The 19,006-nt window shown below is 62.5% G+C and carries 18 protein-coding genes; 14 read left to right on the plus strand and 4 right to left on the minus strand.

The features are described 5' to 3' along the window. Nucleotides 1-129: 129 nt before the first annotated feature. Both ACHPFG_RS13065 and ACHPFG_RS13070 read left to right on the plus strand, forming a co-directional pair. On the plus strand, nt 130-354 hold the full coding sequence (locus tag ACHPFG_RS13065) for a hypothetical protein (RefSeq protein WP_131699219.1): 225 nt from the start codon (nt 130-132) through the stop codon (nt 352-354). A 2-nt stretch (nt 355-356) separates the two neighbouring features. Further along, nucleotides 357-791 carry a DNA methylase gene (locus tag ACHPFG_RS13070; RefSeq protein ID WP_431702892.1) on the plus strand — a complete coding sequence of 145 codons (435 nt, stop codon included), beginning with the start codon at nt 357-359 and terminating at the stop codon, nt 789-791. A gap of 257 nt (nt 792-1,048) precedes the next feature. Here ACHPFG_RS13070 and ACHPFG_RS13075 read toward each other — a convergent pair whose 3' ends face one another. Beyond that, nucleotides 1,049-1,834 (minus strand): DeoR/GlpR family DNA-binding transcription regulator, encoded by a 786-nt coding sequence (locus tag ACHPFG_RS13075; RefSeq protein WP_431702894.1) that lies wholly within the window; start codon nt 1,832-1,834, stop codon nt 1,049-1,051. Nucleotides 1,835-1,955: 121 nt separating this feature from the next. On the opposite strand from ACHPFG_RS13075, the gene ACHPFG_RS13080 reads away from it, so the two are divergent. Further along, nucleotides 1,956-3,113, plus strand: a complete 1,158-nt coding sequence (locus ACHPFG_RS13080) for an alpha-hydroxy acid oxidase (protein WP_431702896.1) — start codon at nt 1,956-1,958, stop codon at nt 3,111-3,113. Between the two features lie 195 nt (nt 3,114-3,308). Here the strand turns inward: ACHPFG_RS13080 and ACHPFG_RS13085 are convergent, their stop codons facing one another. Next, a complete protein-coding gene (locus ACHPFG_RS13085; RefSeq protein WP_431702898.1) occupies nt 3,309-4,235 on the minus strand; it encodes an alpha/beta hydrolase in 927 nt (308 codons plus the stop codon). 162 nt (nt 4,236-4,397) lie between these two features. Here ACHPFG_RS13085 and ACHPFG_RS13090 point away from each other — a divergent pair, with 162 nt between their 5' ends. The 6 genes from ACHPFG_RS13090 to ACHPFG_RS13115 all read left to right on the plus strand — a co-directional run bounded on the left by ACHPFG_RS13090 (nt 4,398) and on the right by ACHPFG_RS13115 (nt 10,099). After that, nucleotides 4,398-5,243, plus strand: coding sequence for an SDR family NAD(P)-dependent oxidoreductase (locus ACHPFG_RS13090; protein WP_431702902.1), 846 nt, complete (start codon nt 4,398-4,400; stop codon nt 5,241-5,243). A gap of 32 nt (nt 5,244-5,275) precedes the next feature. Continuing rightward, nucleotides 5,276-5,863, plus strand: coding sequence for an NUDIX domain-containing protein (locus ACHPFG_RS13095; RefSeq protein ID WP_339543072.1), 588 nt, complete (start codon nt 5,276-5,278; stop codon nt 5,861-5,863). A 106-nt stretch (nt 5,864-5,969) separates the two neighbouring features. Further along, nucleotides 5,970-6,560 carry an antibiotic biosynthesis monooxygenase gene (locus ACHPFG_RS13100; RefSeq protein WP_431702905.1) on the plus strand — a complete coding sequence of 197 codons (591 nt, stop codon included), beginning with the start codon at nt 5,970-5,972 and terminating at the stop codon, nt 6,558-6,560. Continuing rightward, nucleotides 6,557-8,395, plus strand: a complete 1,839-nt coding sequence (locus ACHPFG_RS13105; RefSeq protein ID WP_131699227.1) for an amidohydrolase — start codon at nt 6,557-6,559, stop codon at nt 8,393-8,395. The genes ACHPFG_RS13100 and ACHPFG_RS13105 overlap by 4 nt, the downstream gene beginning before the upstream one ends. Before the next feature lie 25 nt (nt 8,396-8,420). After that, nucleotides 8,421-9,038 carry an isochorismate family cysteine hydrolase YcaC gene (gene ycaC / locus ACHPFG_RS13110; protein WP_131699228.1) on the plus strand — a complete coding sequence of 206 codons (618 nt, stop codon included), beginning with the start codon at nt 8,421-8,423 and terminating at the stop codon, nt 9,036-9,038. A gap of 179 nt (nt 9,039-9,217) precedes the next feature. Further along, nucleotides 9,218-10,099, plus strand: a complete 882-nt coding sequence (locus ACHPFG_RS13115) for a LysR family transcriptional regulator (RefSeq protein ID WP_184742628.1) — start codon at nt 9,218-9,220, stop codon at nt 10,097-10,099. Here the strand turns inward: ACHPFG_RS13115 and ACHPFG_RS13120 are convergent. Next, a complete protein-coding gene (locus ACHPFG_RS13120; RefSeq protein ID WP_184742626.1) occupies nt 10,086-11,123 on the minus strand; it encodes an AraC family transcriptional regulator in 1,038 nt (345 codons plus the stop codon). The genes ACHPFG_RS13115 and ACHPFG_RS13120 overlap by 14 nt on opposite strands. A 1-nt stretch (nt 11,124) precedes the next feature. Beyond that, nucleotides 11,125-12,039, minus strand: coding sequence for a GGDEF domain-containing protein (locus ACHPFG_RS13125; RefSeq protein ID WP_024074876.1), 915 nt, complete (start codon nt 12,037-12,039; stop codon nt 11,125-11,127). Nucleotides 12,040-12,421: 382 nt separating this feature from the next. Between ACHPFG_RS13125 and ACHPFG_RS13130 the strand changes: the two genes are divergently transcribed. The 5 genes from ACHPFG_RS13130 to ACHPFG_RS13150 all read left to right on the plus strand — a co-directional run bounded on the left by ACHPFG_RS13130 (nt 12,422) and on the right by ACHPFG_RS13150 (nt 18,929). Continuing rightward, a complete protein-coding gene (locus ACHPFG_RS13130; RefSeq protein ID WP_431702909.1) occupies nt 12,422-14,935 on the plus strand; it encodes a TonB-dependent receptor in 2,514 nt (837 codons plus the stop codon). 157 nt (nt 14,936-15,092) lie between these two features. Next, nucleotides 15,093-16,958, plus strand: a complete 1,866-nt coding sequence (locus tag ACHPFG_RS13135; RefSeq protein ID WP_431702911.1) for a phytase — start codon at nt 15,093-15,095, stop codon at nt 16,956-16,958. A gap of 47 nt (nt 16,959-17,005) precedes the next feature. Continuing rightward, a complete protein-coding gene (gene tolQ, locus ACHPFG_RS13140) occupies nt 17,006-17,698 on the plus strand; it encodes a protein TolQ (protein WP_431702913.1) in 693 nt (230 codons plus the stop codon). A gap of 14 nt (nt 17,699-17,712) precedes the next feature. After that, nucleotides 17,713-18,159, plus strand: a complete 447-nt coding sequence (gene tolR / locus ACHPFG_RS13145) for a protein TolR (RefSeq protein ID WP_431702915.1) — start codon at nt 17,713-17,715, stop codon at nt 18,157-18,159. Further along, nucleotides 18,156-18,929, plus strand: a complete 774-nt coding sequence (locus tag ACHPFG_RS13150) for an energy transducer TonB (protein WP_431702917.1) — start codon at nt 18,156-18,158, stop codon at nt 18,927-18,929. The genes tolR and ACHPFG_RS13150 overlap by 4 nt, the downstream gene beginning before the upstream one ends. Nucleotides 18,930-19,006: the final 77 nt, after the last annotated feature.

The following is a 19,006-nucleotide window of genomic DNA, read 5'->3' on the forward strand; positions in this document are numbered from 1 at the left end:
GGCAAAAGGTTTAAATTTTTTTGTTCCTGTTTTTCTGCGGCAATTTCCTTGAACTATCGAAATTCACAGGCCTCTGCTGCATAAGTGTCCGCCGCTTTCGCGGGCCTTCAATTGCCAGGAGATTTCACCGTGACTGACGCCAAGACTGCCGACAAAACCCCAGACCCCATCAGTTCTGAACAGGCGCAAAAAGGTACTGATAAAGCTGCCAAAGGCCAGACCCTGGAACGCCCGAATCCAAAGACCGAAACCGTCGATAAAGTGTTGACGCCCACCTCGATCAAAGACACTGAACGCCAGACCGATGCCATCAACGAGCAGGCCGCCAAGGCCGAGCGCAAGCTGGGCCACTGATCATGGCCCGCGCCATTACTGCGGCGGAACTGGGTATCGAGCTCAAGCCGGAGGATGACAGCAGCCTGTTCAAGTGGTTTGTCGCCAGCTTCCTGATGGGCAAGCGCATACAGGCCCCCATCGCGGCACAGGCGTACAAGGTGATCGTTGAGGAAGAGGGGCGTGATACTGCGCGCAAGCTGCAACATTGCATTTCCCGAGAGCTGGTCTCCATGCTCGGGCGTGCTCACTACGTGCGGTACGACGAAAGCACCGCGCAGCGCCTGCTGGACCTGAGTGCCAAGCTCAACGCCGAGTACGCCGGCAAGATCAGCCACATTCGCAGTGCCAGCGAAAACCGCCAGGCTTTCGAAAAGCGCCTGGGTGAATTTGACGGCGTGGGGCCTAAGACCATCGAGATTTTCATGCGGGATGCGGCGAAGGTGCTGTCGTGGTGAGCAGGCTTGTTGTGGCTATGGAGCTTGTCGTGGTGAGCGAGCTTTTTTTGTGGCGAGCGGGCTTGCCCCGCGTTGGGCTGCGAAGCGGCCCTAAAACCTGCCACCGCGTTTAGGCAGGATAGTGGCGGTGACCTTATGTGGGGCCGCTACGCCCCCCAACGCGGGGCAAGCCCGCTCGCCACAATAAACTTGCTGGCCACAACAAGTCTGCCAGTCACAAAAGCCAATCCGCCACACAGCTATTTGATGCCCTGCTGCTACTCGACCTCCACCCGCAACACCTCCAGCCCTAACAACTCATACGCCTCCACACTCGGCACATGCCACTCCGTGATCAACGTGTGAATACGGTTGCACGGCGCCACCACAAACGGTTCCACCGCACCGAGTTTGTCCGCCATGGTCACCGCGACCACATGGGAGGCGCTGTCGAGCAGGGCCTGTTTGACCGCGACCTCGTCAAAATGCAGCGAGCTGATGCCCACTTGCGGATGCAGTGCGCACACCCCGGTAAACAGCAGGTCGGCCTTGATACTCTGGATCAGACGCACGCTTTCCTGGCCGCTTGTAGACAAGGTGGCCGGGTTGAGTTGGCCGCCGGCGAGAATCACTTTTACATCGCGATGGTCGGCCAGGGCGATGGCGATCATCGGTGACGGCGTGACGACGGTCAGGCGGATCGAGCGCGGCAATGACTGGGCGATCTGCAACGTGGTGGAGCCGGAATCGAACAGCACAATCTGGCCGTCTTGCACCTGGTCAGCGGCGAGTTGTGCAAGTTGACGCTTGGCTTCATTGGTCTCGCCGACCCGGGTGAAGAAGTCCTTGCCGGTGTCCTTGGGCCGGGGCAGGGCGCCACCGTGCACGCGCTGCAACAGGCCGGCGGCGGCGAGTTCGCCGAGGTCGCGGCGGATGGTGTCCTGGGACACGGCGAAGTGTTCCACCAGTTCCGAGGCGGTGACTTTGCCGTCGCGTTCCAGCAATAACAGGATCTTTTGTTTGCGCAGGGAAGGCAGGTCGATGGCTTGATGGGTGTTGTGCATGTTTGTGCGCTTTTTTGCGGGTTTGTGCGAGATTAGTCCGCAGTCGATATAAACGCAATGGCTGGTTGCCCACCCGAGGGGCGGTTACTCTTTGTGCTCAGTTCAGGGAGAGGTGACCTAGATGTCGTTGATTACAACCATCGAAGATTTACGCACGCTGGCGCAAAAGCGTGTGCCACGGATGTTCTACGATTACGCCGATTCCGGGTCCTGGACTGAGAGCACCTACCGGGCCAATGAAAGCGATTTTGCCCGGATCAAATTCCGCCAGCGCGTGGCGCGCAATATCGATGAACGCTCGATCCGCGCCAGCATGATCGGCCAGGACATGGCCATGCCGGTGGCCCTCGCACCTACGGGCCTGGCCGGCATGCAGCATGCCGATGGCGAGATTCTTACCGCCCGCGCCGCCGCTGCGTTTGGCCTGCGCTACACCTTGTCGACCATGAGTATCTGCTCCCTCGAAGACATCGCCGAACAGGTCGGCAAGCCGTTCTGGTTCCAGCTGTATGTGATGCGCGACCGCGCGTTTGTCGAGCAATTGATCGAACGTGCCAAGGCGGCCGGTGTGGATGCACTGGTGCTGACCCTGGACCTGCAGATCCTCGGGCAACGCCACAAGGACTTGATCAACGGCCTGTCGGCACCGCCCAAGCTGACCTTGCCGAACATCCTCAACATGGCCACCAAGCCGCGGTGGGTGATGGGCATGCTCGGTACCCAACGGCGTGGTTTCGGCAATATCGTCGGGCATGTGAAGGGTGTGGCGGACATGAGTTCGCTGTCATCGTGGACCGCCCAGCAATTCGACCCGCGCCTGAGCTGGGACGATGTGGAATGGATCAAGCAATGCTGGGGCGGCAAGCTGATCATCAAAGGCATCCTCGATGTGGAGGACGCGCGCCTGGCTGCCAATTCCGGTGCCGATGCACTGGTGGTGAGCAACCACGGTGGCCGCCAGTTGGATGGTGCGCCGTCGAGCATCAGCCAGTTGCCAGCGATTGTCGACGCGGTGGGTGAGCGGATTGAAGTGTGGCTGGACGGCGGCATTCGCTCCGGTCAGGACGTGCTCAAGGCGATGGCACTCGGCGCCAAAGGCACCATGATCGGTCGTCCGCATTTGTACGGCTTGGGCGCGATGGGCGAAGCGGGGGTGACCAAGGCGCTTGACATCATTGCCCGTGAGCTGGACGTGACAATGGCGCTGTGTGGCTATAACGATATACGCGATGTGAATCGCGAGATTTTGCTGCCGGGTACATTCCCGGAAACCGTTTAGTGAGCAAAAAAATCGTAAAAAAATAAAAAGAGTTGTCCACGAAAACCGTGGGTATCTCTGTGGATAACTTTGCGAACGCCCGGCAGGGTTGGCGATTTAACCAAAGGTTAATATTTGATCAACTGCCGGCCATGTCCAGTATGGGCAGGGTTTGCGCTTGACAGCCAAGCGCGAACCCAGTGCCGAAAAGCAGATTTATGACTCGTTGTTATGACCTGGAGTGTGGGTGACCACCTGTGCTGGCATCTTCGCTTGCATCAGGTTATCGAGTGCCTGGCGATAGCTGCCACCGGCCAGGCTCATGCTGTTGTTATGGCTGGCACCCGGCACCAATAAGAGGCGTTTGGGTTGCCGGGCCGCTTCAAATAGTTGCTCGCTGAAACGCGGCGGCACGTAGCGGTCGTCCAGGCCATGGACCACCAGCAGCGGCATGTGGATGTCGGCGATCTTGTCGATGGAGTCGAACTTCTGCGACAGCAGCCAGCGCACCGGCAGCGATGTATTGGCTACCGCCGCGGCCACATCGGCCAGGGAGGTGAAGGTGGACTCGATCACCAGCCCACGCACCGGCAGTGGCGTTTGCTGGCCCAGCTCCGCCGCCAGGTCGATGGCCACCGCGCCGCCGAGTGAGTGCCCGTAGATCAGGCGTTTGCTGGGGTCCGGTTGCAGCACCTGGAAGCGTTCCCAGGCGATGCGTGCATCTTCATACACCGTGGTTTCCGACGGCAGTTCGCCATGGCTCTGGCCGAAACCGCGATAGTCGATGGCCAGCACCGAGTAACCCAGGGCGTGCAATTGCTCGATGCGAAACAGCTGCCCGGTGAGGTTCCAGCGTACGCCGTGCAAGTAGAGGATCGCCGGCGCGTCCTTGTTGGCTGCCGGGTACCACCAGCCATGAATGTTCTGCCCCGATTTGAAACTGGCGGGCTTGAGTTCGAATTCCTGCACCGCCTTGGGCAAACCGCTGTACCAACTGGCGGTGCCGGGCTCGATGCGAAACACCAGCTCGCGCTCCTTGTGTTGCAGCACCGCGCAGCCCACTGGCAGGCCGACGATCAACAGGGCCATGCACAGCAGGGGAAACCAGCGCAGGCTCAGGCGCGATAGAAAACGAGAGGGCATGAAGATTCCAGGGCAAAGGTGAAGTGGGGGTTTTACCAGATGGCCTACACAGGCAGGTATAAATTCGACGGCCGCCCCCGGCGATTGCTTGCAAAGTGTTACAGCATTGAACAACCCGTACACCGGTTGTTAGGGTAGGCGGCCGAACAGGAGAGCAAGCACATGGATTTCACAGGTAAAACCGCCATCGTCACCGGCGGTGCGCGCGGGTTGGGACTCAGCTATGCACGGGCACTGGCCCTGGGCGGTGCCCGGGTGGTGATCAGCGATATCGGCGCTGACAAGGTGGGCGCCGGCAACGATGCCTCGGTGGTCCAGGCGGCGGCAGAAGCCTTGCAGGCCGAAGGGCTGGCGGTGATCGGGCATGGCGGTGACTTGTCCACCCACGAGGGCTGCCGACAACTGGTTGCATATGCCGTCGAGGCCTTCGGTCAACTCGATATCCTGATTCACAACGCCGGTTGGGTGGGTTACCAGAACATCCAGGACCTGGATGCCGCGTTCCTGCAGCGGGCCATGGACATCAACCTCTACGCGCCACTTTGGTTGTGCAAACACGCCTGGCCGCATCTGCTGCGTTCAACCGCGCCACGCATTATCCTCACCACCTCCGACCGCGCCATGTACGCACAATACGAGCAGACCGGCCTGGTGGCCTACAGCGCCGGCAAGATGGCGCAACTGGGGATCATGAACGCGCTGAGCCATGAGGGCGCCGAGGCCGGCATCCGGGTCAATGCGATTTCGCCGGTGGCCAAGACGCGGATGTGGGGCGTGACCGAGGAGCCCGACGAGCTCAAGCCTGATTGGGTAACCCCGGGCGTGTTGTTCCTCGCCTCCACACAGTGCGAGGACACCGGCTACATCCTGCGGGCCAGCAACGGTCAATTCACCGCAACGCGCTTCACTGAGAATCCTGGTGTGGATTACCCGCGCAACCTGGCGCGGATCCACGCCGGCAGTGCTGAAGAAGTTGCGGCCGCGTGGCCTCGCATCAAACAAGCGTGAACCCCGATCACCCCTTTGGAAAAGAGCCAGCCATGGACAACAGCCCCGTTCGCATCACCGCCGAAGAGACCCTCTCGGACAACTGGTACCTGCTGAAAAAATACAGCTTCGACCTGCGTCGCCGCGACGGCAGTTGGCAAGCCCAGACCCGCGAGGTGTATGACCGCGGCAATGGCGCGACCATCCTGCTGTACAACCGTGAGCAACGCACGGTGTTGCTGATTCGCCAGTTCCGCATGCCCACCTTCGTCAATGATTACCCCGGTTACCTGATTGAAGCGGCGGCGGGGTTGCTGGACAACGCCAGCCCCGAAGAGCGCATTCGCCTGGAGGCGGAGGAGGAAACCGGTTATCGCGTCGGGCATGTGGAGAAGATCTATGCGGCGTTCATGAGCCCGGGGTCGGTCACTGAGCGGATTCACTTTTTTCTCGGCGAGTACCAGCCGGGGGACCAGGTCGGCAGTGGCGGCGGCCTGGAAGAGGAGGGCGAGGACATCGAGGTGTTGGAGCTGGGTTTCGAGCAGGCGTTGGCCATGGTGCAGAGCGGCGAGATCGCCGACGGCAAGACCATCATGCTGTTGCAGCACCTGGAGTTGCGCATGCTGAAAGAAGGCTGGTGACCCCTTTCCAGCGATCCCCCTTAAACAGCACGTACATGCAATTTTCCCAACGCTGGCCCCGGCAAACTCCCCTCATCGCTGACATTTCAAGGCAGAGGGGCATCCCATGGACCCAGCACCACAGACAGGGCCCGACGAAATCGTCACCCTGGTCGTGAAACACCTGATCAAGGCAGGCCGCGAAGCCGACTACGAAGTCTGGCTGCGCCGTACCGTGCGCATCGCCGGCGAGCGTCCCGGCCACCTCGGTGTCGACGTAGTGCGCAGTAAACAGAGCGGCCTGACGCTGTTCACCTGCGTATTGCGCTACCGCTCCACCACTGACCTGGAAACCTGGCTCAATTCCCCCGAGCGCAACACCCTGATCGCCGAAGCCACGCCCATGCTGGCCGACGGCGACAAGACCGAAATCGGTGCGGTCAACGAATTCTGGTTCACGCCCCTGGCTGACAGCGCCGCCAAGCCGCCGCGCTGGAAGCAGGCGGTGGTCACCCTGTGCGTGATCCTGCCGCTGACCCTGCTGGTGCCGATCGTGTGGGGTCCGATCCTCGGCCTGCACCCGTTCCTGTCCAACTATGTGGTCGCGACCTTCCTAGTCACCGTGACCATCGTCCTGCTGGTGGTCTACCTGCTGATGCCGGCCGCCACTCGCCTGTTCGCTCCCTGGCTTGAAGCCTCTGTAAAGGAAACCCTATGAACGCCGATCTGATTCTGTTCAATGGCCAGTTCCACACCGTGGACCGTGAAAACCCGCGGGCAACCGCCGTCGCCATCCGCGAGGGGCGTTTTGTTGCCGTCGGCACCGATGGCGAGGCCATGGCCCTGCGTGGCAGCGGTACCCAGGTCATCGACCTCAAGGGCCGCACCGTGATCCCCGGCCTCAATGACTCGCACCTGCACCTGATCCGTGGCGGGCTGAACTACAACCTCGAGCTGCGCTGGGAAGGTGTGCCGTCCCTGGCCGATGCCCTGCGCATGCTCAAGGAGCAGGCCGACCGTACCCCGACGCCGCAATGGGTGCGGGTGGTGGGTGGCTGGAACGAATTCCAGTTCGCCGAAAAACGCATGCCCACCCTGGAAGAACTCAACCAGGCCGCACCGGACACCCCGGTGTTCGTGCTGCACCTGTATGACCGCGCCTTGCTTAACCGCGCCGCCCTGCGCGTGGCCGGCTACACCAAGGACACGCCAAACCCACCGGGCGGCGAGATCGTGCGCGACAGCAACGGCAACCCCACCGGCATGCTGGTGGCGCGACCCAACGCGATGATCCTCTACTCGACCTTGGCCAAAGGCCCGAAACTGCCGCTGGAATACCAGGTCAACTCCACCCGCCAGTTCATGCGTGAACTCAATCGCCTCGGCCTGACCAGCGCCATCGATGCCGGCGGCGGTTTCCAGAACTATCCCGATGACTACGCGGTGATCGAGCAACTGGCCAAGGATCAACAGCTGACGGTGCGCATCGCCTACAACCTGTTCACCCAGAAGCCCAAGGAAGAACTCAGCGACTTCAAGAACTGGACCGGCAGCGTCACCCTGCACCAGGGCGATGACTACCTGCGTCACAACGGCGCCGGCGAGATGCTGGTGTTCTCAGCCGCCGACTTCGAAGACTTCCTCGAACCCCGTCCCGATCTGCCGCTGACCATGGAGCAGGAGTTGGAACCGGTGGTGCGCCATCTGGTGGAACAGCGCTGGCCGTTCCGCCTGCATGCCACCTATGACGAGTCCATCTCGCGCATGCTCGATGTGTTCGAGAAGGTCAACCGCGACATCCCGTTCAATGGCTTGCCGTGGTTCTTCGACCATGCCGAAACCATCACCCCGAAGAATATCGAGCGGGTCCGCGCCCTCGGTGGCGGCATTGCGATCCAGGACCGCATGGCGTTCCAGGGCGAATATTTTGTCGAGCGCTACGGCGCCAAGGCCGCCGAAGCCACGCCACCAATCAAGCGCATGCTGGCCGAAGGCGTGCCGGTAGGGGCGGGCACCGATGCCACGCGGGTGTCGAGCTACAACCCGTGGACCTCGCTGTACTGGATGGTCAGCGGCCGCACCGTCGGTGGCCTGGAACTGCACGCCGAAGGCCTGCCGCGCCTCACCGCGCTGGAGCTGTTCACCCATGGCAGCGCCTGGTTCTCGTCCGAGCAGGGCAAGAAAGGCCAGATCAAGGTCGGCCAATTGGCGGACGTGGCGGCGCTGTCGGCGGACTTTTTCAGCGTCGATGAAGAAGCCATCAAGTGGATCGAATCCGTGCTCACTGTGGTGGGCGGCAAGGTGGTCTACGGCGCCGGCGACTTTGAAGACTTCGCACCGCCACGCGTGCCGGTGCTGCCGGACTGGTCGCCGGTGGTCAAGGTGCCGGGGCACTGGCGCCCGAGTTCACCTTTGCAAGCTCAAGTACACCAATGCAGCGGCCCGTGCGGCGTGCATTCCCACAGCCACGAAAAAGCGCGCCTTTCCAGCGTGCCGGTCAGCGACTTCCAGGGTTTCTGGGGCGCGTTTGGCTGCTCGTGCTTTGCCTTCTGATTTCACTACCCAAAGGAGTTACCCAATGACTTACTCGCGCTTGAACAAAGATGACGCCGTTGTCCTGTTGGTCGATCACCAGACCGGCCTGATCTCACTGGTGCAGGATTTCTCCCCTAACGAATTCAAGAACAACGTACTGGCCCTGGCCGACGTGGCGAAGTTCTTCAACCTGCCGACCATCCTGACCACCAGTTTTGAAGGCGGTCCTAACGGCCCTCTGGTGCCGGAACTCAAGGAGCTGTTCCCGGACGCGCCGTACATCGCCCGCCCTGGCCAGATCAACGCCTGGGACAACGAAGATTTCGTCAAGGCGGTCAAGGCTACCGGTCGTAAGCAGATCATCATTGCCGGTGTGGTGACGGATGTGTGCGTAGCGTTCCCGACCCTGTGCGCCCTCGACGAAGGCTTCGAGGTGTTCGTGGTCACCGACGCCTCCGGCACCTTTAACGAAACCGTACAGCAGGCCGCCTGGGCCCGTATGACCGCCGCCGGTGCGCAACTGGTGAACTGGTTCGCCGTGGCCTGCGAGCTGCAAGTGGACTGGCGCAACGACATGGAAGGCCTGGCCAACCTGCTGTCGCCGCGCATTCCCAACTACCGCAACCTGATGAACAGCTACTCGGCGTTCACTGCCAAGTAACCGGTTTTCAAGCCTTTAGGTGATCAATGTGGGAGGGGGCTTGCCCCCGATAGCGGTGTATCAGTCAAAGCTATTGAGACTGACACACCGCAATCGGGGGCAAGTCCCCTCCCACATTTGATTTGTGGTGTTGCGACCATCCAGTTATAAATCTCCAAACTGTCCACCGAGAAGCGACAATGAACCCCTTCGAAGACATGCGCCTGTTCTGCCAGGTCATGGAATCCGGCAGCTTCACCGCCGCCGCCGAACAGCTGGGCTTGTCCAAGCAATTTGTCAGCCGCCGCCTGATCCAGCTGGAAGACCGCCTCGGCGTGCGCCTGCTCAACCGCTCCACGCGCCGCTTGGATATCACGCCCCTGGGCCAGAGTTACTACGAATCCGCCTTGCGCCTGCTCGGTGAAGTCGAGCAAGTGGAGCAGGGCATCGCCGGCCAGAACAGCGAACCGCGCGGCACCCTGCGTCTCAGCGCGCCGTTGTCGTTTGCCATGGCCCATCTGGGTTGCCTGTTGCCGCTGTTTTTGCAGCGCCATCCGCTGGTCTCTGTGGAGGTCGACCTCAGCGACCGTCCCGTGGACCTGATCGGCGAAGGCTACGACCTGGTGCTGCGGATCGGCACCCTGGAAGACTCCACCCTGATCGCCCGCCGTATCGCCAGCATCCCGCGCGTGTATTGCGCCAGTCCCGACTACCTGGCCCTGCGCGGTACCCCGCAAAAACCCGAGGACCTTGCCGAGCACGACTGCCTGCCCTACGGCCATGGCCGCCAGGTGCAATGGCGCTTCAAGGGCAAGTTGCAGGCGCTGCCGGTCAGCGGCCGCATGCGTGTAAACAACGGCGACCTGTTGCGCGACACCGCCATCGCGGGGCTGGGCGTGACCTACTTGCCGACCTTTATCGTCGGCGACGCCTTGAAGGACGGGCGCCTGGTCACCGTCCTCGATGACTTTGCCCCCGAAGCCCTGACCCTGTCGGCGGTGTATCCCCAGCATCGGCAAAGCTCACGGCCGGTGCAGGCGCTGGTGGAGTTTTTGCGCGAACGCCTGGCTAGCGGCTGTTGAACAGCTGGCGAATCAGGTTCGGGGTGCTGCCGGTCCAGCGCTTGAATGAGCGCCGGAAGTTCGCCGCATCGTTGAAGTTCAGGTACGCCGCCACCTCATCATTGCTGTAACCCTTGACCTGGTACAAGTGCAACGCCACCTGCTTGCGCACCCGGTCCACCTGCTGTTGAAAACCGGTGTCGTGCTTGTGCAACTTGCGCTTGAGGGTCGCCGGGCTCATGGCGAAGGCCTGTGCCGCCTGTTCCAGGCTGGGCGGCTGGCGCACCTGGTCGCGCAGGTACTCGTAGAGGCAGTCGAGAAAACTGCCGGCAAAGCCCAACTGCTCGATCTGCTCGCGGGCTTGGCGGCGCGCAACCTGGCCGGCCGTGGCCGAGGCGCCCGGCCAGGTGCGGGTGAGGTATTCGCGCGGGATGCTCATCATGTCCAGCGGGCGCTCGAAGCGCGTGCTCTCGCCCAGGTGCACCCAGTACTGCTCGATATAACGCGGTTCGGCATGGCTGAAACTGCACGTCCACGGCAGGCGCTCGCCGCTGAGCCATTGGCTCATGGCAACCAGCGAGGTCATGCTGGCTTCCAGCAGGAAACGCCAGTGCTCGCCGGCGCCGCAACTGTCCAGCCAGTACAGGTAGGCGTGGTGCTCATCCAGCTCCAGTTGCAGGGTGGCCAACGGGCTGAGCAGCACCTGTTGCTGGATCAGGATCTCCAGGGCCTGGTGCAGGTTCTGCGCATGGCCAAGGGCGTGGCTGGCGGCACCGTAATAGCCCGGTAGCAGGCGCTGGCCAAACAGGAAGCTGCTGTCGTCGGCGTCCAGTAACTTGCGGCTGTTGCCGATCAAGCCGAAAAACTGCTGCGGGCTCAGGTGCGCGGTGCCGGCCAGGATGTCCTCGTGAAACAGCCCGGTGCCGCGCAGCAGGCGATGGCTGTCGATGTCGCGGGACAAGGCCAGGTCGATCAGCGTGGCGGGTTGGTAATGCCCTGGGATAAAGCGGCTGTCGGCTTCATACCAGCTGGTTTTCACGGCCATCTCAGGCACTTTTCGCAAGCGGTTGCTTGGCCCTGGCCAATGCCAGGTTCAGGCGCTTGAGCAAGTCCTGAGGCGGTTCTTCAAGGGCCATGACCACGGCGGTGGTCGCGGCCAGTTGCAGGCGTTCGCCTTGTTGCCGGGTCTTGTGGGCCAGGCCGCGCACCGCTTGCTGCAACTCCAGCGCCAGCTCCTTGGCCTGGCGTTCGCCGGTATTGGGCAGCAGCACCACAAAGCGGTCGCCGGCCAGGCGGCACAGCAGGTCCTGGCGGCGCAGGTTGAGCAGCAGTAAATGGCTGAGCGCCTGCAACACGGCGTCGCCCTCGGCATGCCCGTAGGCCTGGTTGATGGCGGCGAAGTTGTCCAGGTCCAGGGCCAGCAGCGACAGCGGTTGTTGCTGCTCGCGGCTGTCCTGCAGGCTGTCGGCCAACTGGCGCTTGAGGTAGTCGGCGCCGGCCAGCGGTGTGAGTTTGTCGAACAGTCGATGTTCACGGAACAAGCGCTCGCGCTTTTCCATCTGCGCGCTGATCGCCAGTTGTTCGCGGTGCCAGTGGTAGATGCCGATGGTCAGCAGGATCATGCCCACCGGCATCGGCCCGGACTCGAGCCAATGGTCCCAGGTGATGCTGTCGGGCAGGCGGATAAATTCGTCGAGGCTGTCGATCCACCAGGAGAAAAAGATACACGACAGGCCCAGCGCCAGGTAATTGGTGACGCGCCCGGCGGGGCGGCTTTTGAGTACCAGGCCCAGCCACACCAGGGCGAGCAGGGCGGAGCCGCCTTCTCCGAAAATATCCAGCCACACCCACTCGCTGACGCTTTTCAACTCGCCACAGGCCAGGTGCAGGATCAGCCCGAGGTTGGCGGCGATCAGCAGCAACGAGAGTTTCCAGCGGTGGGGCTTGAGCACGGAAAACATGGCCGCGGGTCCTTGGGGAAAATGAGCGATGGGCGCCAGCACAGCAGATGGATGTGACCGTTGGATGACGGTGGGGGAGGGTCGAATCAGCTCAGTTCAAACACACTGGAGATCAAAAAATGTGGGAGGGGGCTTGCTCCCGATAGCGGTGGATCAGTAGAGAAACAGGTGACTGACCCACCCCTATCGGGAGCAAGCCCCCTCCCACATTCGATCTGCTGAGGTCATTTCAGCTCATTTCAAACCGGAAATCGGCTAAACCCCTCGGTTTATGGGCCTGCCACAGACCTTCTGTCACAGAACCGTCATCCCCCACCCCTAGCTTGCCCTCCCAGTTGCCGGGCCCCTTGCCTGGCGCCAACGGATTCTTGGGGAGGATTGCATGTACAAGCGCACCGGGCTCGTCAGCTTTACGCTTACCGCCTTGGCCCTGGCGATGGCCAGTGAACGGTTGAGCGCCGCCGAAGCGAGCGCCACCGAGCACGTCGAGGTGGTCGGCCAGGCCGCCGCCATCGACCAGGCGCTCAAGGAGCAACGCAGCGCCGACAGCATCAAGAGCGTGGTGCATGCCGACGGCGTGGCCCAGTTGCCGGATCAGAACGTCGCCGAAGCGGCGCAGCGCCTGCCGGGCATCAGTGTCGAGCGCGACCAGGGCGAAGGGCGTTTTGTCAGCGTGCGCGGCCTGGGCCCGGACCTCAACAGCGTGACCATCAACGGCACCCTGGTGCCCGCCCCGGAAAGCGCGCGCCGCGCCGTGGCCCTCGATGTGCTGCCCTCGGAGCTGGTGCAGTCGCTGTCGGTGATCAAGACCCTCACCCCGGACATGGACGCCAACTCCCTCGGCGGTACCGTCGATGTGCAAAGCCTCTCGGCCTTTGACCATAAAGGCCTGTTCTATACCGGCAGCAGCGAAGCCAGCTACGACAAGAACACCCGCCAGACCAGCCCGAAATTCTCCGGCGCCGCCAGTAACCGTTTCAGCCTCGGCGACGGCATCGACAACTTTGGCGTCGCCGCAGCGCTGAGCTGGCAAAAGCGCGACTTCGGCTCGGACAACGTCGAAACCGGCGGCGCCTGGGACTTTACCGACGGCGCGCGGCTCAACGAGTTCGAACAACGCGACTACGACATCAGCCGCGAGCGCGCCGGCGGTGGCCTGAACTTCGACTACAAGCCCGACGACCTCAGCAGCTACTACCTGCGCACCCTCTACAGCCGCTACACCGACACCGAAACCCGCAACTCCACCAGCATCGAGTTTGCCGACCCCCAGGCCCCGGGCCAACTGGGCGATGCCGAGGGCAAGCGCAAGCTGAAAAACCGTGAGGAAACCCAGGAAATTCAATCCTATGTGTTCGGCGGCGAACGCATGCTCGGCCTGTGGACCTTAAGCGGCCAGGCCGGCTACAGCCAGTCCAGCGAAGACAGCCCGGCGCATATCGCCGGCGCCACCTTCGACGGCGGTGACTTTGCCAACAGCGGTTTCTACGACAAGGACAAACCCCGCCCGATCATCGGCAGCGGCTTCTACGACGCCAGCAACTTCAGCCTCGACAAGGTCGACTGGGAAAAACAAAACACCCAGGACACCGAGAAAAACCTGCGCCTGGACCTGGCCCGCGACTATGACCTGAGCGGCTATGCGTCCCAGGTCAAGTTCGGTGGCAAGGTCAGCCGTCGCAACAAGGACAACGACCTGGAAGCCTGGGTCTACGAAGACTTCGACACCCTCGGTTTCAGCGCCGACCAACTCAACCTCACCCGGTTCCAGAAGGGCAGCGTCGACTATCGCCTGGGCAACTACGGCCCCGGCATCAGCCCCGGCGCCATCAAGCAGCTGATCGGTAGCCTCAACCCGGCGGACTTCTATGACCAGACCGAATCGCGGGTCAACGACTTCACCATCCGCGAGGACATCAACGCCGGCTATCTGATGAACACCCTCGACATCGATGACTGGCGCTTTATCGCCGGGCTGCGCTACGAAGGTACCGAGTTCGAAGCCAAGGGCACCGGCGCCACCGATGGCGTGTTCACCCCCACCGAGACCCAGCGCCGCTATCACCATTGGCTGCCGGGCCTGCATGCGCGCTACAAGATCGACAAGAACACCCAGGTGCGCGCGGCCTGGACCAAGTCGGTGGTGCGCCCGACATTCGGCCAGCTGGCGCCGGGTTTCGTGATCGACGATGACGAAGCCACCTTCGGCAACCCGGACCTCAAGCCCTTGGAATCGAGCAACCTGGACCTGGGCATCGAGCACTTCATGGGCCGTGCCGGCACCGTATCGGCATTCGTGTTCTACAAGGACATCAAGAACTTCGTCTACAACACCGACCTCGCCGGCACCGGCGCCTGGACCAATTTCTCCGAGGCTCACACCTACGCCAACGGCGACAGCGCCAAGCTCTACGGCCTGGAACTGGCCTACTCACAGAAGTTCGACTGGCTGCCGGCGCCGTGGAACGGTTTGCTGATCGGCGCCAACAGCACCTTCAGCCGCTCCAGCGCCGATATCGAAGGCTTCGACGCCGCCAGCGGCACGAATCGCAAGCGCAACATCAGCCTGCCCAACCAGTCGGACACCGTCGGCAACCTGATGCTCGGCTGGGAGGACGACAAACTCAGCCTGCGCCTGTCGGCCAACTACAAGTCGGCCTACCTGTATGAACTGGCCTCGATCAACGACAAGGCCCACGACCTGCACGTCGACGCGCAGACCTTCGTCGACTTCAGCGCGCGCTACTCACTGACCAAGAACCTGCAAGTCAGCTTCGAGGCCCAGAACCTCACCGATGAGTCGTACTTCGTCTACACCGGCCACCGCAGCTACAACGGCCAATACGAAGAGTACGGCCCCACCTACAAAGTGGGCCTGACCTTCACTCATTTTTGAATTCAACACATGCCAAATGTGGGAGGGGGCTTGCTCCCGATGGCGGTAGGTCAGATACAAATTTATTGACTGGTACACCGCTATCGGGAGCAAGTCGAGTCGTCGCGCCGCCCCTTCCACATTGGATCTCTATTGCTTCCGAAGGATTTGCTTGTTCATGAGAATTTCCAAGCTGTACCTGCTGATTGCCCTGGTCACCAGCGGCAATGCGTTCGCCGCCGACCTGGCGCTGACCCCGTGGGCACCCAGCCTGAAGGCCGAAGCCGTGGCCTTCCTGCCCAACGCCACCGAGCGCCTGGCCGCCAGCACCCGCGACGGCCTGCAACTGCTCGACAGCAAGGGCGCCGAGCTGGCGCGCTTCAAAGGTAATTTCAGCAGCCTCGACACCCGCGCCGCAGGTGCCCAGGTGCTGGTCGCCAGCCTCGACAACGACCGCCAACAGGCGCTGCTGATCAGCCTGGACAGCGCCAGCAAAAACTGGGGCAAACCGCTGTACCTGCCGACCCGCGACTACCCGGTGAACGGCCTGTGCCTGTACCGCGACGCCGCGGCCAACCTGTTTGTGTTCCTGGTGGGCGAAGAGGGCAAGGGCGAGCAATGGCTGGTAGGCAACGGCTCGACGCTGCTCACCGATCCCCAGCGCGTACGTGGTTTGCCGCTGCCGCCGTCGGCGCAGTTCTGCCAGGTGGACGATGCCACCCAGCAGTTGCTGGTGAATGAAGAGAATGTCGGCTGGTGGGCCTACCCGGCGCACCCGGAAGCCGAGGTGAAACGCACGCCGGTGGCGCTGTTCGACACTCCCAAGCGCGAAGCCGGGGCTATGGCGTTGGTACCCGGTGGCGTGGTTGCGCTGGACCCGAAGACCGCCCGGTTACACCTGTTCCAGCACACCGGCGAGCGCTGGGTGGAGCAATCGAGCCTGGGCCTGCCGGGCCTGAAAGAACCGGAGCAATTGGCGATCAATGGCCGCCAGTTGCTGGTACGCGATGACGACAGCGGCACGCTCTACCAGGCCAGGCTCGACTGGCAGGCCACGCCCGTCGCGGCGGCTGCGGTGCTGCCGGAAGTCGCGGCCTTGCGCCAGAGCGACCCGGTCGGCCGCCAGGGCGACGCGGCGGATGACCCGGCGATCTGGATTCACCCGGAAACACCGGCCAACAGCCGTGTGCTCGGCACCAACAAGAAACAGGGCCTGCTCGCCTACGACCTCGACGGCAAGCTGTTGCAGGAGCTGGCGGTGGGCCGCCTGAACAATGTGGACGTACGCCCCAACTTCAAGCTCGGCGCGCAAACGGTCGATCTGGCGGTGGCGAGCAATCGCGATCACAACAGCCTGAGCCTGTTCAGCATCGACCGCCGTAGCGGCGAGCTGCGTGAGGCCGGTGAAGTGCCCACGCCGCTCAAGGAAATCTACGGTATCTGCCTGTTCCAGCCCGCCAGCGGCGAGATCTACGCGATTGCCAACGGCAAGGACGGCACCTTCCTGCAATACCGCCTCAGCGCGCCGGACGGCCGTGTGCACGGCGAGCTGGTGCGCCAGTTCAAGGTCGATAGCCAACCCGAAGGCTGTGTGGCCGACGACCAGCGCCAGCGCCTGTTTATCGGTGAGGAGGACGTCGGCGTATGGGCGGTGGATGCGCGCGCCGATCAACCGGCGACGCTGACCAGCGTGATCAAGGTCGGCCCGCAATTGCATGCGGATGTCGAGGGTCTGGCACTGTACCAGAGCGATAAACATGACTACCTGGTGATCTCAAGCCAAGGCAATGACAGCTACCTGGTGGTGGATGCCGAACCGCCGTTTGCCGTGCACGGCGGCTTCCGTGTCGGCTTGAACGCCGCCGCCGGTATCGACGGCGCGTCGGAAACCGATGGCCTGGAAGTCACCGCCATCAACCTCGGCGGGCCATGGAGCCAAGGCATGCTGGTGGTGCAGGACGGGCGCAAGCGCATGCCCGAGCAAACCCAGAACTTCAAGTTCGTGCCCTGGGCCGAGGTCACCCGCGCATTGAAATTGCCGTGAACCGTCATCAACCGGTCATCACTTTTTAATCGAATGGGAGATTCACTATGCACGCGACGATGGAACATATGACGATCTGGGGTTTGATCAGCGACGCCAGCCTGTTGGTCAAGGCTGTCATGGTCACCTTGCTGTTGGCGTCCTTGCTCAGCTGGTACCTGATTATCCAGCGCGGCAGTGTGTTGCGCCGCCTGGAACGGCAGTTGAATACGTTTGTGCAGCGCTTTCGCGCCGCGCCGGATTTGCAGGCGCTGTCCCGTGAGATCCAGCAGGCGGGCGAGGGCGGCATTGCGCCGATCTTTATCGCCGGGGTCCAGGAATACCAGCACCTGTACAGCCATGACCCGGCGGTGCTTGAAGGCGTGGAGCGGGCCTTGCAGGTGGCGATTACCGAGCAGGAAATCGAGCTGGAAAAGGGCCTGCAATTTCTGGCGACCGTGGGTTCGGTCAGCCCTTATATCGGCCTGTTCGGCACGGTGTGGGGCATCATGAATTCCTTTATCGGTCTTTCCCAGGTGCAACAGGCGACGTTGTCCACCGTAGCGCCGGGCATCGCCGAAGCCTTGATCGCCACGGCCATCGGCCTGTTTGCGGCGATCCCGGCGGTGATCGCCTATAACCGCTTCGCGGCGCGCGGCCAGACTCTGCTCACCCGTTACTACGCCTTCGGCAACGAGCTGCAAGTGCGCCTGCACCGCACCCTGCGCGGTACGTCGATCAACCTGGCCGCCGCCGCCTGAAAGGAGCAACTCCCATGTTAGTCAGGCCGCAACGCAAGCACGGGCCCAAGGCCGAGATGAACGTGGTGCCGTATATCGACGTGATGCTGGTGCTGCTGGTGATCTTCATGGTCACCGCGCCGATGCTGACCCAGGGCGTGAAGATCGACCTGCCCAAGGTCGCCGCCGAGGCGTTGGCTACCGACACCCGCCAGCAGATCCTCACGCTGTCGGTAAAGGCCGACGGTGGCTACTACTGGAACCTTGGCGGCGAACTCGATACCCAACACCAGACCGACAGCGCCGTGAGCCTGGATGAAATGGGCGTCAAGGTCATGCAGGTGGTGGCGGCGCGCAGCGACACCCAGGTCTATATCCGCGCCGACGACAACGCCGGTTACGGCCGTGTGGTCGCGGCCATGGCGGTGTTACAGAAGGGTGGAGTCAGCAACCTGGGGCTGGTGACCGAGGCCCCGCAATGACGGCGATGATCATGCACAGTCCCTCCCTGACGATGGCGCCCCGGGATGCTTCCGGGATTTGGAGAAACAGCCTCGCCGCCAGCCTGGCGGTGGCGCTGCACGTCGGCGTGCTGGCCGCGTTGATGCTGGGCTGGTCGACGCAGAAGCCGGTGGTGGATGCCCCTCGGGTGATGCACACGCAGTTGGTCATGCTGCCACCGGCGCCAGCGCCTGAACCGGTGGTGGCTGCACCCGCACCGCCGGAGCCGGTGGTGATGCCGGTGCCGGTGCCGGTGCCGACAAAACCCACGGTCGACCCGCAGGTCCAGGCGCAAAAACTCGAGAAAGCCGCCCTGGCGCGTAAACGCGTCGAAGACAAGAAAATCGAGCAGCAGCAGGAACGCCTGGCCAGCGAACAACGCAACCGCGAGCTGGAACGACAACGCCTCAATCAGCAACGCCTGGCCGCTGAAAAAGCCCGGGTTGCCACACCCGCGCCAGCCCCGGCACCCGCCTTCGACAGCCGCCAATACCAACCCCTGAGCAAGGAGGCACCGGACTATCCCGAGCGCGCCCTGGACAAGAACATCGAAGGCGACTGCACCTTGGAGTACAGCGTCAACACCCAAGGCCGCGTGGAAAACCCCAAGGTGCTGGACGGCTGCCACCCATTGTTTATCCGGCCTTCACTGGCGGCGGCGAACACTTTTCGCTACCAGCCAAGGATCGTTGATGGCAAGGCCGTGGCCGTACCGGCAGTGCGCAACACCTTCCACTACCGCATCAAATGATATTTCCCCGTCGACCCAATGCCAGTCAGTTAAGGCATTTTATAGGAGCGAGCTTGCTGGCGAAGAACTCAGGGCCG

The organism is Pseudomonas sp. BR20 (genome assembly GCF_050780135.1).
In the GTDB taxonomy this organism is placed as follows: domain Bacteria; phylum Pseudomonadota; class Gammaproteobacteria; order Pseudomonadales; family Pseudomonadaceae; genus Aquipseudomonas.

Bases quoted from the DNA above. Each gene is read 5' to 3' on its own strand.
- ACHPFG_RS13070 (WP_431702892.1), top strand. From the start codon at position 357: ATGGCCCGCGCCATTACTGCGGCGGAACTGGGTATCGAGCTCAAGCCG.
- ACHPFG_RS13075 (WP_431702894.1), bottom strand. From the start codon at position 1,834: ATGCACAACACCCATCAAGCCATCGACCTGCCTTCCCTGCGCAAACAA.
- ACHPFG_RS13080 (WP_431702896.1), top strand. From the start codon at position 1,956: ATGTCGTTGATTACAACCATCGAAGATTTACGCACGCTGGCGCAAAAG.
- ACHPFG_RS13085 (WP_431702898.1), bottom strand. From the start codon at position 4,235: ATGCCCTCTCGTTTTCTATCGCGCCTGAGCCTGCGCTGGTTTCCCCTG.
- ACHPFG_RS13090 (WP_431702902.1), top strand. From the start codon at position 4,398: ATGGATTTCACAGGTAAAACCGCCATCGTCACCGGCGGTGCGCGCGGG.
- ACHPFG_RS13095 (WP_339543072.1), top strand. From the start codon at position 5,276: ATGGACAACAGCCCCGTTCGCATCACCGCCGAAGAGACCCTCTCGGAC.
- ACHPFG_RS13100 (WP_431702905.1), top strand. From the start codon at position 5,970: ATGGACCCAGCACCACAGACAGGGCCCGACGAAATCGTCACCCTGGTC.
- ACHPFG_RS13105 (WP_131699227.1), top strand. From the start codon at position 6,557: ATGAACGCCGATCTGATTCTGTTCAATGGCCAGTTCCACACCGTGGAC.
- ycaC (WP_131699228.1), top strand. From the start codon at position 8,421: ATGACTTACTCGCGCTTGAACAAAGATGACGCCGTTGTCCTGTTGGTC.
- ACHPFG_RS13115 (WP_184742628.1), top strand. From the start codon at position 9,218: ATGAACCCCTTCGAAGACATGCGCCTGTTCTGCCAGGTCATGGAATCC.
- ACHPFG_RS13120 (WP_184742626.1), bottom strand. From the start codon at position 11,123: ATGGCCGTGAAAACCAGCTGGTATGAAGCCGACAGCCGCTTTATCCCA.
- ACHPFG_RS13125 (WP_024074876.1), bottom strand. From the start codon at position 12,039: ATGTTTTCCGTGCTCAAGCCCCACCGCTGGAAACTCTCGTTGCTGCTG.
- ACHPFG_RS13130 (WP_431702909.1), top strand. From the start codon at position 12,422: ATGTACAAGCGCACCGGGCTCGTCAGCTTTACGCTTACCGCCTTGGCC.
- ACHPFG_RS13135 (WP_431702911.1), top strand. From the start codon at position 15,093: ATGAGAATTTCCAAGCTGTACCTGCTGATTGCCCTGGTCACCAGCGGC.
- tolQ (WP_431702913.1), top strand. From the start codon at position 17,006: ATGCACGCGACGATGGAACATATGACGATCTGGGGTTTGATCAGCGAC.
- tolR (WP_431702915.1), top strand. From the start codon at position 17,713: ATGTTAGTCAGGCCGCAACGCAAGCACGGGCCCAAGGCCGAGATGAAC.
- ACHPFG_RS13150 (WP_431702917.1), top strand. From the start codon at position 18,156: ATGACGGCGATGATCATGCACAGTCCCTCCCTGACGATGGCGCCCCGG.